We start from the raw sequence: 16,426 nt of genomic DNA on the forward strand, positions 1-16,426 counted from the left end.
TAAGAATGCCTACCCGTGTAGGCCATGTATAACGACTCAAAAAATATAAGTATGGCAGACAAGAGCGCAGAAAAGGAAAGACTGTTCAACGAGTGGTTCACAAAATCCTATGACAGGTTGAGAAGGACGTTACGCCGGTACGGAATGCTGGACGAGGACAATTTCCATGACACCTACCTTTTCGTAAGAAGGCAGGTGCTGGTTCCCGGAAAGAACATAACGGACTATGACGCGTATTTCATCGGATGCTACAAAAAGGCGGCCCTGGTAAAGATTAAAAGGGAGAACCGGTATGCACACCCTGAAGATGATTTCTTCCTCCGATGTGGCGAAGAGGCAAAATTCCTTTCCGAGGACGACCTGAACGGGTGCGAGCGGCTGGTAAGAGACATACTGCGTTTCGTAAGGCAGAAGTTCTCCTACGAGGAGTACCGGATGTTCATGCTCAGGTTCTATGAGGCGCAGTTCTCGTTCAAGGCACTGGCGGAATGCATGGGTATCTCGGCATCGGCCATATCGCAGAAAGTATGCAGGATAGTGGACGCGGTACGTACCCACAGCGGTTTCGCATGGAGAAGTCAGATGCTGGCGGTGGAAAGCTTCATGTATTGAAAAATTTGTTTAACGGAAAAGTAAGAAAGTTATGGCACTGATAGTATACAACAGGGAAAACTCCCGTCCGCAGGAAGTCACATACAAGGGAAAGCGGACCATCAACCTTGACAGCAGGGGGACCGTCTATCTGTCAAAGACGATGTCAATCGAATTGGGAATCCTCGGTGGCGGACGGGTGAACTTCGCCCACGACGACGAGACGGATGACTGGTACATCTGCCGGGCTGATGACAGCGAGGGGTTCATTGTCTGGAAGGACAAAAGATGCGCAAGGTTCTCGGCGGGGTTTATCGTGCAGAGACTCATGCGGCAGGCGAAGGTGGAGAGGAAGAGCGTGCAGTTCATGATGGCGAGGATGCCGGTAGAGATTGGCGGGGTGGCCTATTACAAGATACTGCTCTCGAACCCGATACTGAGATAGAGGCATGGACCGGAGGAGTCCGGCTGTATATGACATGACGGAGACAGGCGCATCCGACGGGACAGGAGCCTGGAGGATGTGCCTGTTTTTATGCGCCGCCATGTTTACACACGGACATGCGGTTGTCACCGACCGGCATAAGGTCACTCCGAAAAGACCGGGAAACGGCATTGCCGGAGGATAATGATACCAGTACGGAATGTGCCGCCATTACGGGAACGGATCGTCCCACCGGTACACGAACGGCCCGCCCCAATTTCAGAATAACATAATGACATAATAAAATAAGAGTCTTTTTTTATAATGGAATCCCCGTATCTTATTGCCATATCGGAAAAATGTTTCCATGTCCCGCCATGTTATGCCAATGTTGTCACCGGATCATAATTCATAAAGAGAAACACTCTGTGTATAAGTATTTTACGGGCAAATTAAAGTCGTTCATCCGGTGGAAAGAAAATGAAGAAGCGACCGGTATGACAACCGACCGCCCCTTCATTCACGATCCCGTACGGAACTTTTCTAAAGTTCCTCCGGCCTGGTTCTCGCCTCCCGGTAGCAGCCGTCAAGCAGCTTCTCGATGTCGGAAGAACGGTACAGTATCTTGCCGCCCAGCCGGGTGAAGGCAAGCAGACCGCTGTCACGGTACTGTTGCAGGCTGCGGCGGCTCACTTTCAGCTTTTCAGCCAGTTCGCGGTCCGTATAGAAGTTCTCGCCCGCCATCGCCGGTGACCTGCCGGCAAAGAGACGCTCCATGGAAACGGAGAGACGTTCGACGGTGGAGAAGAACTCTCTTATATGCTCGCTGCTCTCACGAGTGAGCAGACGGTTATCGGTATTCATCATGACTTGATCTTTTTTTTTGTTCGACATTCGTTTTTCATGGCCTTTCAGATCGACCTTCCCATACTTTCAGCCCGCTTGCGGCGCTCCTCCACTATCCGGATGATACTTTCCACGTCCCCGGGCTTGTAATATGTCTTGTGGCAGATCTGTGTGTATGCCAGCGTGCCGTTGTCACGGAGGGTCTGCAGGGTTCTCGGGCTGACTTTCAGCAGCAGGCACACCTCCTGGTTGTCCAGCCATTTCTTCTCCTCCATGTCGCCGTACAGCCGGCAAAGGGTGTCCAGCCGGTCCGCAAACGTCCGGAAGGCCGAGAGCATCGCCTCGAAGGTCCTTGCCTCAATGTTCACTATTTCCATAATCACTGTAATTTCAGGTTTGACATCTGTTTCATTCTCTTTTCGGATCCGGATTCCGTTCCGCAATTTAGTGAATCCCGGCGGAACATCCTGAATTTCAAGACAGGATGACTACCTTTGACACCATATGCGTACTTGTTTCATCCGCAAAGTAAATGATTGTTCCCGGATATGGTTCCGCCCCTTCATCAGATGTCATTATATGTCATCAGATGTCATGGGAATCGGATTTTAACATTCATTTGCTTTTAGTAAACAGACGTTCAGATCCGTTCCCGAAGAGTGGGAAATTTCCGGTGCGTATATTTGTGAAGTCATCACCGTCAGACTGATCCAACAATATGAATAACACGGCAAACCCCGCCAATCGGACCCGTCCGTTTCACAGCACTTGTTATTATCGTTTTATTTGCTTCCGACAATCGGGCAAACGGGTAGACTGTGCCCACAGTATCAACCATCTAAAATCCATGTACAATGAAAAGTGAACCGACTGAAAAAACGAAAGGGAAGAAAACGGCGGTATCCGAAGCCGCAGACAGAAAGAACGGCCGTAGTCCCGGACCCGGCCACGACGAGTGGTGGGAAAGACTCATGATGGAACCCGGTTTGGGAGAATCCGCCGGTACGGATGCGGAACCGGTGATTCCATCCGGGGCCGTTGCGGAAGAAGTGTCCGGGGAAGCGGGAAGAAAGGACACCCCGCCGGAACCGGAAGACCCCGTGAGAAAAAGGACGAGCGGCAGGCAGCGTAGGGCCTCGCTGGAGGAGTACCGAGAAACATACCTCACCGTCCCGAAGATTAGGAATCGCAAGACGGTGTTCGTCAGTGAGGATGTGAGGGACGAACTGGACGCCATCGTCCGCAGGCTCGGTGGGCGTGGCATGAGCGTTTCCGGACTGCTGGAGAACCTTGCCAGGGAGCATCTTGCCGCCTACCGTGAGGACATCGAGCAGTGGAGAAAAATCTGACAGCCTGTTACCGGGCGTGGAGTATACCCGATGTATGCACAGTCCCCTGTGTACCCGCTTCAATGTGGAAAATGCGGGGGGATTTTTCTGTGGGGGGGAGCAAGGTTATGTTTCCGGATTCCCGAAAACCCTTGCTCCCCGCGCCCGGTGGTTGCAGGGAGGACGGATCTACTCCCGCCGGTCGCAGATTTTGGAATGAAAGAAGTACGGACGAAAAAGAAAAACATATGACAAAGGATGTGAATGGGATGAAGAAAAAACGCGGCCGTCCGGCACTGGGCAGGACGCGGAAGCTGACCAGGGGAGTGACAGTGAAGTTCTCCCCCGTCAGCTACGAGGCTCTCAGGTTCAGGGCAGGGAAGTCCGGTCGGAGTCTGGCGGTTTATATCAGGGAGGCGGCACTGGCGGCCACCGTGACGGCAAGGCATACGCCTGAAGAGAACGTGCTGCTGCGCAGCCTGGCGGGAATGGCAAACAACCTGAACCAGCTGACAAAGCTCTCGCACCAGACAGGTTTTTACAGGACAAGGTTGCTGATAGAGGGGCTGCTGGAAAAGCTGAAGCGGATCATGGATGATTACAGACCTAAAGAAGGATAGCCTCATGATAGGGAAGATCAAAAAAGGCCGCTCGTTCGGCGGCTGTATACGTTACGTGACGCAGAAGGACGACGCAAAAATCATCGCCTCTGAAGGCGTGCTGCTGGGAACGGCAGAAGAGATGGCGCGAAGTTTCCGGTGGCAATGCCTGCTGAATCCGGACGTGGCGAAACCGGTGGGACACATTGCGCTCAGCTTCAAGCCGGAGGACGCACCGAGGCTGACCGACGCGTTTATGGCAAGGCTGGCGGGGGAATACCTGGAACTGATGGGAATACGGAACACGCAGTTCATCGTGGTGAGGCATCACGGGACGGACAACCCGCACTGCCACATCGTCTTCAACCGGGTGGACTTTGACGGGAAGGTGATTTCCGACAGCAACGATTTCAGGCGCAACGAGAAAGTGACAAAAATGCTCAAGGACAAGTATTCGCTTACTTATTCCGAAGGCAAACAGGCCGTTAAAACGGAAAAGCTGCACGCTTCCGAAAGGGTGAAATACGAGATATACCGTGCGGTTAAGGAAGCTTTGAGGAGTGCAGATACATGGAAGGAATTTCAAAATAAGCTCTTAAAAATGGGCGTGGAAATGGAATTCAAGTACAAGGGAAATACTAATGAAGTGCAGGGCATCCGCTTTATCAAGGATAACCAGTCATTCAAGGGGAGTGAGATTGACCGCAGTTTCAGCTGGTCAAGGCTAGATACGGCATTGGAACGTAACCATGCCGTGGCTCAGGAGAATGATGTTTCCCGAATGCAACCGTGGCATGAACAAAACCATGGTTTTGCTATTGGTAATCTGATTGAGGTCACCGGTACCGGAAGCCGGTTTATGCCGCCGGCTGCGCCAAGTGAGGACGAGCGGGAGGCGGAACGCCTGAGAAGGAAGAAGAAACGCAAAAGAGGAAGGAGTCTATGAACCATATGTATAACGTTAATTTTTATGTCAATGAAAGAGAACAAGGAAAACTATCTGGAAGGTATCTACGGATGCCTTGAAAGGATTGAGAAGAAAGTGGGGGCATTGTCCATGGAAGGTGCAAACCCCACGGTTGGGAGCCGTACCTCATCTGCGGAATGGATTGCGGAACTGAAGGCCCGTCTGGAACGCCTGCAATCCGCGGTGGAGAAAAACAGTTCGGAAATAGCAGCGGTACGTAGCCATACTGCCCGGTTGTCGGAAGGCAGGCCGTTGTCTGCCGAAACGTTTGCCGGGGAGATGGAAAAGACTAGATACTGCCTGAGTCAAGACTGCCAAGCTGTAAAGGAGACGGTGAGACGGCTGGATGAGAGAATGGTCCTGCTGAAAAAGGAACCGGTACACAAACTGGTGACCTGCCGTCTGGAGAGCGCATCCAAGGCGGTGGTAACGACGGCTTCAGCACTGATCCTAACACTGGTCGTTTCCGTCTGGGCCAACTGCAACCAGTACCGCACGAACCGGCTTTTGAAGGATGCCGATTTGAAATACCGTGCCATCAGGATCTGTCTGCCGGGGGATGATCCCGACATCGCCTTCCTGGAGAAGCATTTCACCATCGAGCGGGACGAGGAAAAGATCCGGCGTGTGGAAAGGCTGGTGACCGCTTTTGAGGATTCGGTCAGGAACCGCATCCGTAACCATGAAATGGCGGCCTACAAGGACAGTCTGGCGCACCGGCTGTTCAGAGAGGCACAGGAAATCAGGAAGCAACTGGACAATCCTAATTCAAAATGACTGCACTATGGCAACAATCAAAACCAAATTCAGATCCTCGTCCGTGGAAGGCAGGGAGGGGACGCTCTATTTCCAGGTCATCCACGAAAGGGTAGCGCGCCAGATAAACACCGGTTACAGGCTGTTCCCTTCGGAATGGGACGGACGCACGTCGGAAATCATACTGCCGGTATCCGGTGATTCCAGAAGAAGCCTCCTGCTTGCGTTAAAGGAGCGGATGGAAAAAGACATCCGCCGTCTGGAAAGTATCATTGCCGGACTGGAACGTTCCGGCGATACCTATCCCGCCGGCAGGGTTGTCGAACTTTTTCACAACCCGCCCCTTGAGGACAGCCATAATTTCATGGCCTTCGGAAAGAGGCTCGTGGAGGAACTGGAGCGTGTCGGCAAGAAGCGCACCGCCGAGAGGTACACCACCGTACTGAACAGCTTCACGCACTTCCGGGGCAGGGACGGCGACATCCCGCTGGAGGATATCGGCTCCACCCTCATGCTGGAATACGAGGCATGGCTGAAGGATAAGGGGATATGTCCGAACAGCACCTCCTATTACATGCGGAACCTGCGTGCCGTCTACAACCGTGCGGTGGACAGGGAACTGACGGTACAGCGCAGCCCTTTCAAGCATGTCTACACCGGAATAGACAAGACCGTAAAACGTGCTGTTCCATTGAAAGCGGTCCGCATGATACGTGACCTGGACCTGCGTCTTTCCCCGGGCATGGAATACGCCAGGGACATGTTCATGCTGAGCTTTTATACCCGGGGCATGTCGTTCGTCGACATCGCCTACCTAAAAAAGGCTGATCTGAAGAGCGGCGTGCTGACCTACCGCAGGCGGAAGACCGGCCGGCGTCTGTCCATTAAATGGGAGAAGCCCATGCAGGAGATCCTAGACAGGTATGGCCACAATGACAGCCCCTACCTTTTTCCGGTCATCAGGGATACGGCCAAGGATGCCGTGCGGCAGTACAGGAGCGCAGCGCATTTCATCAACGGAAAACTCAAGGAACTTGGGAAACGGCTCGGGCTCGGTATGCCGCTCACCATGTATGTAGCCCGACATGCATGGGCGAGTATTGCCAGAAGCAAGAATGTGCCGCTGGCAACCATCAGCGAGGCGATGGGACATGATTCGGAAAACACGACCAGAATCTACCTCGCCTCGCTGGATACCTCACAAGTGGACAAGGCAAACGACATCATACTCAAATCCTTATAACGGGGACGGATGCGGCACGCAGAATACCGGACAAAGGCTGTGCCGTTCCTGCTTCTCTTTTTAAGAGAAATATTACACATTGCAAAGATAATCAAAATATGGGAAAGCACCCGTCCGTATGATAAAAAATTGTTTTCTCCAAAGGAAAATGTTTCAAATACCGGTATGATTGTTGAACAGATCACTTTCAGGATTCATATATGATTCTGATTGTCAGATGCTATCCCTTCCCGATATTTCTCTTAAAAAGAAAAGTACCGGAAAAAATCCATGAACTGTCAATATAGCGGCAGGATACCGTTGGAGATATTCTTATTGACAATTTAAAACCGGATGTTTTTAAAAATGGATTTTTGAAGGCGTTTTGTAATACAATAAAAATTGTTGAGCATACGGCTCGTTTTCTTGGCAAGAGAAATATTACAATGTGCAAAGTTACGTAAAATATTGAAAAAACAATAGAAAACGGGTGATAAAATTAACCAAAACATTCATACAGAGTGTATTTGCTTAACATATGTCGGATAAGTACCATAATGCCGTTCCGTATTTCTATCTGTCCGTCAACCAGTTACGTAAAATATGATCCCCGGATATTTCTCTTGCCAAGAGAAGTAGCGGCAGAAGCCTCGGAAATGAGGTCTGTACACTTTGTCAAAAGTATGGGACTGATAGTGGATATTATGAATAAAGGAAATGTAATCCGTTGTAATACATACCAATATACGAATTGGCATGAACTAGGGGTATATCCTCACCTATAAAATAATCCCGGCAATATGGGTATGAGTTTTTCTACGGTGGAAGAAAAAAAGCAGGTCCGCTGGTTCGTCATGCGCGCCTACAAGAATGAGAAAATGGCGGAGGACAGGCTGAAGGACAAGGAATACGGTCTGGAATATTTCATTCCGAAACATTACGCCGTAAAGACCTATCACGGGGTGAAGTCGACAAGGCTGGTGCCGGTCATACCGAGTCTGGTTTTCGTCCACGCCAGCCATTCGCAGATCACCGAATTCAAGAAACGGTACAACTTCCTGCAATTCGCCATGTGGAAAAAAAGCACGGGTATGGAATATATCACCGTGCCAGACGACCAGATGGACAGTTTCATCCAAATAGCTTCCCTGTATGAGAAGGATACGGCCTATTATAAGCCGGATGAAATCGACGTACGGAAAGGTACCCGTGTATGTATCCACGGCGGCAAGCTTGATGGAGTTAAGGGTGTGTTTATGCGGGTAAAAGGGAAACGCAACCGCCGAGTGGTCGTGATGCTTGAGGGGATTATGGGGATATCGGCTGAGGTTCATCCCGATTTGATTGAAGTCATTTCCTGATATGGAAAAGTCTGGAATCCTCATTCACGGTTTTACGCAAATAAAAAACAATATCTGAATATATGTATTTTTGGATTGTAAATTGTTCACTGGCATTTTTGCTTTGTGTTCTCTGTGCGGGTATCGTCATTCCCCAGATTCTGCTAATCGCTTTTCGCAAACAGCTGTTCGACCTTCCCGATGAACGGAAGATACATCATTGTGCGGTGCCCCGATTGGGTGGTATCGCGTTCAAACCGGTCGTGTTTTTCACCATAGCTTTGTTACTGGGAATCAATATGGCACTGGGGCATTCGGAAATGTTGTCTGAAATCGGAAACAATGTACGGCCTTTGGCTTTTGCTTTCTGCTCCATCATGGTACTGTATCTGGTCGGCATGGCCGATGACCTAATTGGTATCCGTTATCGTGCCAAGTTTGTCATCCAGATCCTGTGTGGCGTGATGCTTATCGCCGGTGGAATATATATCAATAACCTGCACGGCATCCTAGGTATTCATGCGGTTCCGTTATGGCTGGGGTATCCTTTGACCATTTTAATCGTGGTCTTCATCATCAATGCCATCAACCTGATCGACGGCATTGACGGGTTGGCTTCCGGGCTATGCAGTGTCGCCTGCCTGTTTTACGGTCTGACTTTTTTCATGCTCCACCAGCATGTCTATGCCATACTGGCGTTCGCCACATTGGGAGTGTTGGTACCGTTCTTCTATTACAATGTTTTCGGGAACGCCGAGCACGGAAGGAAGATCTTCATGGGTGACACCGGCAGTTTGACCGTTGGCATGATGCTCTGTTTCCTCAGTCTCAAACTGACCATGTGCGGTCTAGACGATAATACAGGAAATGTACATCCGATGGTGCTGGCCTTCTCACCCTTGCTGGTTCCATGCTGCGATGTGGTCCGGGTCTACCTGCATCGGGTACGCAACGGGAAGAACCCGTTCCTGCCGGACAAGAACCACATCCACCATAAGCTGCTTGCTCTCGGAATAAAGCAGCGCAATGCCATGATTACCATTATCTCCGTGTCAACCATATTCATATTGTTTAATATTCTTCTGTCCCTTTATCTCGATGTAAACTGGATCGTGCTGCTCGATATTCTGATATGGACTCTCGCCAACATTAGGCTGACAAAATCTATCGGACAACTTCGGTCGGGACAGGAGACCAACAAATAAAAATCAATTAAATATGAAAATCAGATACATTTTATTCTTATTGACCGTGACCCTTCTGTTGGGATCATGTGCCACGCCGAAAGTCGCTTATTTCACAGACTTGAAACCGGGTACCGCAGAGCAAGTCTTGAACTCGCTGGAAATCCGGGTACGTCCCGAAGACAAGGTCTCGATATTGGTCAACAGCAAAGACCCCTTATTGATGGATCTTTTCAATCTTCCGATCATATCCCGACAGATCGGTACGAAATCGGGAACATCCAATAACCAGGGGATATCGGGATATACGATAAACAAGAACGGAGACATCGATTTTCCAGTGTTGGGGAACATCCATGTAGCAGGAATGACACGCGAGGAGATTGCCTCGTATATAAAAGAAGAACTGGTTTCAAAGAATCTCGTGAAAGACCCCGTTGTTACAGTGGAGTTCATGAACCTGACCGTTTCAATATTGGGTGAGGTTGCCAACCCTGGACGTTTCAATATCGACAAGGACAAGCTGACGCTCTTGGACGCTTTAAGCATGGCCGGGGATCTTACCGTCTATGGGAAACGGGAGAACGTGCTGGTACAACGGGAGGAAAACGGCAAAAAGACCTTATATCAGGTCAACTTGAATTCAGGATATAACCTTTATGCCTCTCCTGTGTATTATTTACAACAGAACGATATCGTTTATGTGGAACCCAACTCGATGAAAGCACGGCAGGCGACTGTCAACGGCAATAACGTCCGTTCAGCTTCTTTCTGGATGTCATTGGCCTCGTTACTGACCACCATTGCCGTGTTGATTGTAAAATAATATAGAATCAGATATGATGACCGTAAATCAAAAGAATGTAAAACCGGGACAGCAGGATGATTTCCTGCGGATACAGGATCTGTTATACCTATGCCTCGCAAGATGGAAGTGGTTTGTCCTGTCTTTAGCGGTAACAATCGGTGCCGCTACCGCCTATCTGTTACGCACCCCTACCGTATATACACGTACCGCTTCGGTATTGATCAAGGAGGATTCCAAGGGCAAGTCGGTTTCCTCGGATTTGGAATCCTTCTCGGAGTTTGGGTTGTTCCAATCCGGTACCAACGTGAATAATGAACTCATCACCTTTCAGTCGCCGGCTTTAATGACCGAGGTAGTTAAACGGTTACGTTTGGATATGAATTACTTCGTTCCAGGTAAATTCCACCGCCAGGTGGCCTATGGACTGACATTACCAGTGGATGTAACGATAAGTGACTTGCCTGAAAATGAATCAGCCGGTTTTACGCTGGAAGTACAGCCGGACGGCACGTTATTCCTATCCGACTTTATACGTAACGGGACGGATCTTGACGAAAAGGATATAAAGGGAAGCTTGCTTGACTCCATCACTACGCCATTGGGGAAAATCATTATTCGTACAACACCCAATTACGTGAAAGGCGAGGCATATACATTGTATGTAGGCAAATCCAGTTTGTATAACGCTGTAAACTCCTGCTCATCCAATCTGTCCGTTTCATTGAATAACGAGAAAGCGTCGGTTATAGACCTGTCATTCAAGGATAATTCCACACAACGGGCGGAGGATATGTTGAGCATGTTGATTTCCGTTTATAACGAGAACTGGGTGAAGGACAAGAACCAGATCGCCGTCAGCACCTCGATGTTCATCAATGAACGTTTGGGCGTGATTGAACAGGAGTTGGGAAACGTGGACGAGGATATTTCCTCCTACAAGTCAGAACACCTGCTGCCCGACGTGCAGGCGGCATCAAGCATGTATATGGCCCAGAGCAGCCAGACAAACGCACAGATTCTGACCTTGAACAACCAGCTTTACATGACCCGTTACATCCGGAACTATTTAGCCAACGATGCCAACCGTACCCAACTGCTTCCGGCCAACTCCGGCATTGAAAGCGCCAATATTGAATCGCAGATTGCCGAATACAACAAACAACTGTTGCAGCGCAACAGCCTGGTTGCGAACAGCAGCACGGAAAATCCACTGGTCGTGGATATGGATCTGGCTTTGGCATCCATGCGTGGGGCGATAATCAGCTCTATTGACAATCAAATAGTAACCTTGAATTCGCAGATAAAAAGTTTGCGGCAAACGGAGCAACAGACAACATCACGTATAGCGGCCAACCCTACACAGGCCAAATACCTGCTTTCGGTGGAACGCCAGCAGAAGGTAAAGGAGGCTCTTTACCTGTTCCTGTTGCAGAAGCGTGAAGAGAACGAACTCTCGCAAGCTTTCACGGCCTACAATACCCGCATTGTCACCCCACCGCACGGTAGCATGTTGCCGACATCCCCTGTGCGTAAAAACATCTTTATGGTCGCATTCGCTCTAGGGTTGCTTATTCCGGTAGTCATCATCTTTACGCGCGAGAACATGAATACCCGTGTACGGGGAAGGAAAGACCTAGAGAGCGTGACCGTGCCATTCATCGGCGAGATTCCACTATTCACAAGAAAGAAGAAAGGGATATTCGGAAAGAAACCACAGGAAGTCAAGGCTGTTGTCGTCAAGGAGGGTAGCCGTGACATCATCAACGAGGCATTCCGCGTATTGCGTACCAATCTGGAGTTTATGGCCGACAAGGACAAGACATCGAATGTCATTATCGTGACCTCGTTCAATCCGGGCAGCGGCAAATCGTTCCTGACCATGAACATCGCCGTGAGCTTTGCCATCAAAGGGAAGAAAGTGCTGGTAATCGACGGTGACCTGCGCCACGGATCTGCGTCATCCTATATCGACTCTCCTGCTAGGGGATTGAGCGACTATCTGGGAGGCCGTATCGATAACCTGAACGAAATCATCGTATCCGATCCGAAGCAAAAATCTATGGATATACTACCCGTGGGGACGATTCCTCCCAACCCAACGGAACTATTGTTCGATGAACGCCTGAAGCAGGTGATAGATACCGTAAGGGGGCAATACGACTATGTGCTGATCGACTGTCCGCCCATCGAATTAGTGGCCGACACGCAGATTATCGAGAAGCTGGCAGACCGTACCGTTTTCGTAGTTCGTGCAGGATTGCTTGAACGGAGTATGCTTGCTGAACTGGAGAAAATTTACGAGGAGAAAAAATACAAGAACATGTCCCTGATCCTGAATGGAACCGAGGGAAGCGGTGGCCACTACGGATACCGTTACGGCTATCGGTATGGTTACCACTACGGTTACGGCTCGGGATACCACTATGGCTCCGATGAAAAACGGGGGGGGTAAATAGCTGGTTATCAAATAATTAAAAAAATGGTATTTCAAATAAAATCTTCATATCATTGTGTGGCCTTTCAGAAAACGCATTCCGCTGAAAGATAGCGGCATATTCGAGGGGTTTACCGACTGGCACTCGCACATCCTGCCGGGTGTGGATGACGGGGTGCAGACTATAGAGGAGGCGTTGGAAATATTGTGTCTGTATGAGGAGTTGGGCGTGAAATCCGTGTGGTTGACGCCACACATCATGGAGGACATACCCAATACTACAGCACACCTCCGGGAGCGTTACGCTGAACTTCAAGCTGCTTACACCGGTCTAATAAATCTGCATCTTGCGGCTGAAAATATGCTCGACAATCTCTTTGAGGAGCGTTTGGAAAAGAATGACTTGTTGCCTTTGGGCGAGAATGGAGACCATTTGTTGGTGGAAACCTCTTATTTCACTCCTCCAATGGGATTGAGCAATATCCTGCTTCGCACCAAGGCCAAAGGCTACTATCCGGTTCTCGCTCACCCCGAACGGTATGTTTATATGGGTGAATCAGATTATCGACGGCTAAAAGACATGGGGGTAAAGTTCCAGCTCAACCTTCCGTCAATAGCAGGTATGTACGGTAACCGGATTAAGAAAAAAGCCATGCTGCTATTAAAAGAAAAGGCTATTACTCATATAGGAACGGACATTCACAGTTACAATATATTTCAAAAGTTCATTTGTACAAGCATCACAAGAAATGTACAAAAACTGCTCAATTTTTAATCTGATTATTGCCACTCATCTTATTGAATACGGTTAATGAATACTCAAACTATAACAATAGACGAATACAATAACGACGGTTCATTAATCAATTTGTATTATATGGAGCCGGGGGATATGTGCGTGATTGGTATTTAAGTTCCTTACTATTACTCTACGTTATTTATCCAGTACTCATGTTATATGTTAACAATTATAAACGGAGGGGGGTGATTTGTTCACTCCTATTATCAGTGCTTGTTGTCAGTATGATTGATATGCCATTTCAGTACAACAGTTTTATCAGCAGACTGCCCATTTTCTTATTCGGAATTTTTATATACTATGAAATGTCGTGTTCACTCGAAAGTCAGCATTTCACGAAGTACGCCTATATAACAAGTACACTTGGTATTATTACATTTTTATATGCAAATATTTCTAATCCCAAATTGCTTTTTATTTCAACCGCTTTATTAGCTCCTATTATGATCATATTATGTATAAAGGGCATTAAATACATTCCACAGAATATTCAACACATAATATGCTATATTGGTAAATATTCACTAGAGTTCTACATTGCAAACCTATGTATCCATTGTTTTTTGGATTTAACTACATCCATACATATTAAAAGTATGATTTATATACTTGGAAATGTTCTTCTTGCACTTATACTAATTCCATTAAATCGGATGTGCAGGCAAGTTCTCTCTTAAATTCCCATTGTGATGAAAATGCTTGATTTTATAAAGCAAGGAACTGACCGTTCTGTAGCCGTTAAGAAAAACATTGTTGGCTCCCTTTTCGTGAAAGGTTGCAGTATAATAATTTCACTACTGATAGTCCCATTAACTTTGGGGTATGTATCATCTGATTTGTATGGAATCTGGCTAACATTATCATCTATAATCATGTGGCTAAACTTTTTCGACATCGGTTTTACGTTGGGACTTAAAAACAAGTTAACAGAAGCGATTGCATTAGGCGATATGCAACGGGGAAAGGTTTTGGTTTCTACCACCTATTTTATGATGATAGCCATATTCATCCCCCTCTGTATCTTGTTGGAAATGATCATTCCCCATATCAATTGGGCTTCGTTCCTAAATGTGACAGGAAATTACAATCCGGATATAATCAAGACATTACATATTTTGGCTGCTTGTTTATGCGCACAAATGATCGTTAATGTACTTACAGCTGTCCTTGCAGCATATCAGAAAGTGGCTTTATCTTCTGCATTCCCTGTCATCGGCAATTTCATTTCATTATTTATTATTTTGTTGCTTACAAAATATTGTCCTCCATCGCTGAGTTTGTTGGCATTGGCAATTTCAACAATTCCGATATTTGTTATAATAATTGCATCATTTATCCTGTTCAGTAGTTCTTTTAAGGCTGTTGCACCGTCTTGGAATTTTGTAAAGAAAAAACAGATTAAGGACTTATTCAACTTAGGCTCAAAATTTTTCCTCATACAGGCTCAAATTGTAGTATTGTATCAATGTACAAATATTTTGATTTCAAATCTTTCCGGGCCATCAGATGTTACATCATACAACATAGCATACAAGTATATCACGATTTCTATGATGATTTTAACCATTATTATGGCTCCGTTGTGGCCGGCTTTTACCGAAGCCTACACAAAAAATGATTACTCATGGATGAAGAATGTTTATAATAAGATGTGCAAACTTTGGGGAGGTTTGACAGTCATTGTTATATTGATGATTATAGTTTCACCCATCGTTTACCAACTGTGGATAGGCGAAAAAGCTCATGTACCATTAATCATGACGGTACTCATCGGTATTTACACCATTGTTCACTCATGGGATATTATTCAAGTAAACATGATAAATGGCGTTGGTGCTATTAAATTGCAAACTTATATAACCTTGATAGGTCTTATAGTTCACATTCCACTTTCATTGTTTTTGGGGAGATACGTAAGTTGCTATGGTGTAATTATATCAATGATAGTAATAAACATGATATACAGTACGACCTTTACAATACAGATAAGAAAAATACTAAATAAAACAGCTAAAGGATTATGGTTAAAATAGTTATTATCATACTTAATATATGGCAAGGATTTGTAAACAAGTGCAAGTTAAAAAACATGCACTTAGGGGGTATGGGGAAAGGTGTGCACTTTGCGTTTCCCTCCACTATCTCAAACCCATCGCAAGTCTATCTATATGATTACTCTCGACTTCAAAGCCGTCATACGATTTATAACTACACTGGAAAGTTTGTGCTGAAAGAGTATTCTGGCGTATCAGTTGATTTGCTTGTTGTAACGGGCAATCATAAACCAACTGTAGGTATCCCACAATATCTATTAGCACCTTCTCATATAAATGATATCGAAAAGGATGTTATTGTGGAAGAGGATGTGTGGATTGGTGCACGAGTCACATTATTGGCAGGGTCACATATTGGCAGGGGGGCTGTCGTCGGAGCGAATACGCTTGTCAATAAAGAGATACCACCGTATGCAGTAGTCGTTGGTAGTCCTGCAAAGATTATTGCAGCCAAATTCACAATTGACCAAATCATGGAACATGAACGAATTTTATATCCTGAGAAAAAGCGATTCACCAAGGAATATCTTGAGGAATTATTTAACCAGTATTATACTGGGAAAAAGACGATCGGCATCAGTTGCGACTTGGGAAAAACAAACTTGGAACAGTTCAAAAAACAATTTCATTTCGAATACTTGTCATAATATCCAACAGACTAATATATGTTGCCCCAATTAACAAACACGGCAGATTTGTCAAATGAAGAAAAACTGAATAGGTATGACTATATCCTGTTTATCATCGTATTCATTTGTCCTTATACCGATAGCGGTGTGTGGTGGATGCTAACGTCATTCATACCACTACTATCAACATTAGGTAGCAGCATTTTGGCGTTTGCTCTGTCACTATACCTTTTTCAATATGCATATCGGCATCATTATAAGGTTAAAGCAAGAAATTTGTATGGGTTGATATGGATTGCTGTAATTTGGACGTTATTCAAATTCGTTACAACAATTTTCACAATTGGCCTATCTGAAGCTATCACTATATATCGCAGGAGCTATATTCTATTACCTTCATTTTTACTGTGTATGAGGTACATTTCAAGTATGTCTATCATAAAGA

At 46.7% G+C, this 16,426-nt stretch carries 17 protein-coding genes; 15 read left to right on the top strand and 2 right to left on the bottom strand.

The window, feature by feature from the left end; genetic code table 11:
• Nucleotides 1–51 precede the first annotated feature (51 nt).
• The 3 genes from ACYIA1_RS05515 to ACYIA1_RS05525 are packed head-to-tail and all read left to right on the top strand — an operon-like array spanning nt 52 to nt 1,220.
• Nucleotides 52–612 (top strand): sigma-70 RNA polymerase sigma factor region 4 domain-containing protein, encoded by a 561-nt coding sequence (locus ACYIA1_RS05515; protein ID WP_151850995.1) that lies wholly within the window; start codon nt 52–54, stop codon nt 610–612.
• A 31-nt stretch (nt 613–643) separates the two neighbouring features.
• Nucleotides 644–1,036: a hypothetical protein gene (locus tag ACYIA1_RS05520; RefSeq protein ID WP_004295310.1), complete on the top strand. Its 393-nt coding sequence runs from the start codon at nt 644–646 to the stop codon at nt 1,034–1,036.
• A 4-nt stretch (nt 1,037–1,040) separates the two neighbouring features.
• Nucleotides 1,041–1,220 (top strand): hypothetical protein, encoded by a 180-nt coding sequence (locus tag ACYIA1_RS05525; RefSeq protein ID WP_480334639.1) that lies wholly within the window; start codon nt 1,041–1,043, stop codon nt 1,218–1,220.
• Between the two features lie 338 nt (nt 1,221–1,558).
• On the opposite strand, the gene ACYIA1_RS05530 is transcribed toward ACYIA1_RS05525, so the two are convergent.
• Together ACYIA1_RS05530 and ACYIA1_RS05535 are read right to left on the bottom strand one after the other, a co-directional pair.
• Entirely contained in the window at nt 1,559–1,882 is a 324-nt protein-coding gene (locus ACYIA1_RS05530) for a helix-turn-helix domain-containing protein (RefSeq protein ID WP_004295308.1), read from the bottom strand.
• A gap of 44 nt (nt 1,883–1,926) precedes the next feature.
• Nucleotides 1,927–2,238 carry a helix-turn-helix domain-containing protein gene (locus ACYIA1_RS05535; RefSeq protein ID WP_004295307.1) on the bottom strand — a complete coding sequence of 104 codons (312 nt, stop codon included), beginning with the start codon at nt 2,236–2,238 and terminating at the stop codon, nt 1,927–1,929.
• 477 nt (nt 2,239–2,715) lie between these two features.
• Between ACYIA1_RS05535 and ACYIA1_RS05540 the strand changes: the two genes are divergently transcribed.
• The 12 genes from ACYIA1_RS05540 to ACYIA1_RS05595 all read left to right on the top strand — a co-directional run bounded on the left by ACYIA1_RS05540 (nt 2,716) and on the right by ACYIA1_RS05595 (nt 15,999).
• The gene (locus ACYIA1_RS05540) at nt 2,716–3,210 is read left to right on the top strand and encodes a DUF3408 domain-containing protein (protein WP_480334641.1); all 495 of its coding nucleotides are present in this window, start codon (nt 2,716–2,718) and stop codon (nt 3,208–3,210) included.
• Between the two features lie 227 nt (nt 3,211–3,437).
• Complete coding sequence (locus ACYIA1_RS05545) at nt 3,438–3,809, top strand: plasmid mobilization protein (RefSeq protein ID WP_480334643.1); 372 nt, start codon at nt 3,438–3,440, stop codon at nt 3,807–3,809.
• A 4-nt stretch (nt 3,810–3,813) separates the two neighbouring features.
• A complete protein-coding gene (locus tag ACYIA1_RS05550) occupies nt 3,814–4,734 on the top strand; it encodes a relaxase/mobilization nuclease domain-containing protein (RefSeq protein WP_259012320.1) in 921 nt (306 codons plus the stop codon).
• Nucleotides 4,735–4,764: 30 nt separating this feature from the next.
• The gene (locus ACYIA1_RS05555; protein ID WP_259012322.1) at nt 4,765–5,532 is read left to right on the top strand and encodes a hypothetical protein; all 768 of its coding nucleotides are present in this window, start codon (nt 4,765–4,767) and stop codon (nt 5,530–5,532) included.
• Between the two features lie 7 nt (nt 5,533–5,539).
• Nucleotides 5,540–6,754 (top strand): tyrosine-type recombinase/integrase, encoded by a 1,215-nt coding sequence (locus ACYIA1_RS05560; RefSeq protein ID WP_259012324.1) that lies wholly within the window; start codon nt 5,540–5,542, stop codon nt 6,752–6,754.
• Between the two features lie 779 nt (nt 6,755–7,533).
• On the top strand, nt 7,534–8,094 hold the full coding sequence (locus ACYIA1_RS05565; protein ID WP_011967227.1) for a UpxY family transcription antiterminator: 561 nt from the start codon (nt 7,534–7,536) through the stop codon (nt 8,092–8,094).
• Between the two features lie 62 nt (nt 8,095–8,156).
• The gene (locus ACYIA1_RS05570) at nt 8,157–9,278 is read left to right on the top strand and encodes an MraY family glycosyltransferase (protein WP_259012329.1); all 1,122 of its coding nucleotides are present in this window, start codon (nt 8,157–8,159) and stop codon (nt 9,276–9,278) included.
• 13 nt (nt 9,279–9,291) lie between these two features.
• Entirely contained in the window at nt 9,292–10,083 is a 792-nt protein-coding gene (locus tag ACYIA1_RS05575) for a polysaccharide biosynthesis/export family protein (RefSeq protein ID WP_259012331.1), read from the top strand.
• A 16-nt stretch (nt 10,084–10,099) separates the two neighbouring features.
• Nucleotides 10,100–12,517, top strand: a complete 2,418-nt coding sequence (locus tag ACYIA1_RS05580; protein ID WP_349967810.1) for a GumC family protein — start codon at nt 10,100–10,102, stop codon at nt 12,515–12,517.
• A gap of 58 nt (nt 12,518–12,575) precedes the next feature.
• Nucleotides 12,576–13,274: a tyrosine-protein phosphatase gene (locus ACYIA1_RS05585; protein ID WP_259012339.1), complete on the top strand. Its 699-nt coding sequence runs from the start codon at nt 12,576–12,578 to the stop codon at nt 13,272–13,274.
• Nucleotides 13,275–13,987: 713 nt separating this feature from the next.
• The gene (locus tag ACYIA1_RS05590) at nt 13,988–15,331 is read left to right on the top strand and encodes a lipopolysaccharide biosynthesis protein (RefSeq protein WP_259012349.1); all 1,344 of its coding nucleotides are present in this window, start codon (nt 13,988–13,990) and stop codon (nt 15,329–15,331) included.
• Nucleotides 15,319–15,999: an acyltransferase gene (locus ACYIA1_RS05595; protein WP_272060519.1), complete on the top strand. Its 681-nt coding sequence runs from the start codon at nt 15,319–15,321 to the stop codon at nt 15,997–15,999. Before ACYIA1_RS05590 ends, ACYIA1_RS05595 begins: the two co-directional genes overlap by 13 nt.
• The last annotated feature ends 427 nt before the right edge of the window (nt 16,000–16,426 follow it).

This window comes from Parabacteroides sp. KHUB-02 (assembly GCF_056640955.1).

Excerpts from the sequence above, each read along its gene's own strand:
- ACYIA1_RS05535 (WP_004295307.1), bottom strand. The coding sequence starts at position 2,238 with ATGGAAATAGTGAACATTGAGGCAAGGACCTTCGAGGCGATGCTCTCG.
- ACYIA1_RS05560 (WP_259012324.1), top strand. The coding sequence starts at position 5,540 with ATGGCAACAATCAAAACCAAATTCAGATCCTCGTCCGTGGAAGGCAGG.
- ACYIA1_RS05540 (WP_480334641.1), top strand. The coding sequence starts at position 2,716 with ATGAAAAGTGAACCGACTGAAAAAACGAAAGGGAAGAAAACGGCGGTA.
- ACYIA1_RS05515 (WP_151850995.1), top strand. The coding sequence starts at position 52 with ATGGCAGACAAGAGCGCAGAAAAGGAAAGACTGTTCAACGAGTGGTTC.
- ACYIA1_RS05550 (WP_259012320.1), top strand. The coding sequence starts at position 3,814 with ATGATAGGGAAGATCAAAAAAGGCCGCTCGTTCGGCGGCTGTATACGT.
- ACYIA1_RS05555 (WP_259012322.1), top strand. The coding sequence starts at position 4,765 with ATGAAAGAGAACAAGGAAAACTATCTGGAAGGTATCTACGGATGCCTT.
- ACYIA1_RS05525 (WP_480334639.1), top strand. The coding sequence starts at position 1,041 with ATGGACCGGAGGAGTCCGGCTGTATATGACATGACGGAGACAGGCGCA.
- ACYIA1_RS05580 (WP_349967810.1), top strand. The coding sequence starts at position 10,100 with ATGACCGTAAATCAAAAGAATGTAAAACCGGGACAGCAGGATGATTTC.
- ACYIA1_RS05520 (WP_004295310.1), top strand. The coding sequence starts at position 644 with ATGGCACTGATAGTATACAACAGGGAAAACTCCCGTCCGCAGGAAGTC.
- ACYIA1_RS05590 (WP_259012349.1), top strand. The coding sequence starts at position 13,988 with ATGAAAATGCTTGATTTTATAAAGCAAGGAACTGACCGTTCTGTAGCC.
- ACYIA1_RS05565 (WP_011967227.1), top strand. The coding sequence starts at position 7,534 with ATGGGTATGAGTTTTTCTACGGTGGAAGAAAAAAAGCAGGTCCGCTGG.
- ACYIA1_RS05570 (WP_259012329.1), top strand. The coding sequence starts at position 8,157 with ATGTATTTTTGGATTGTAAATTGTTCACTGGCATTTTTGCTTTGTGTT.
- ACYIA1_RS05545 (WP_480334643.1), top strand. The coding sequence starts at position 3,438 with ATGACAAAGGATGTGAATGGGATGAAGAAAAAACGCGGCCGTCCGGCA.
- ACYIA1_RS05595 (WP_272060519.1), top strand. The coding sequence starts at position 15,319 with ATGGTTAAAATAGTTATTATCATACTTAATATATGGCAAGGATTTGTA.
- ACYIA1_RS05530 (WP_004295308.1), bottom strand. The coding sequence starts at position 1,882 with ATGATGAATACCGATAACCGTCTGCTCACTCGTGAGAGCAGCGAGCAT.
- ACYIA1_RS05575 (WP_259012331.1), top strand. The coding sequence starts at position 9,292 with ATGAAAATCAGATACATTTTATTCTTATTGACCGTGACCCTTCTGTTG.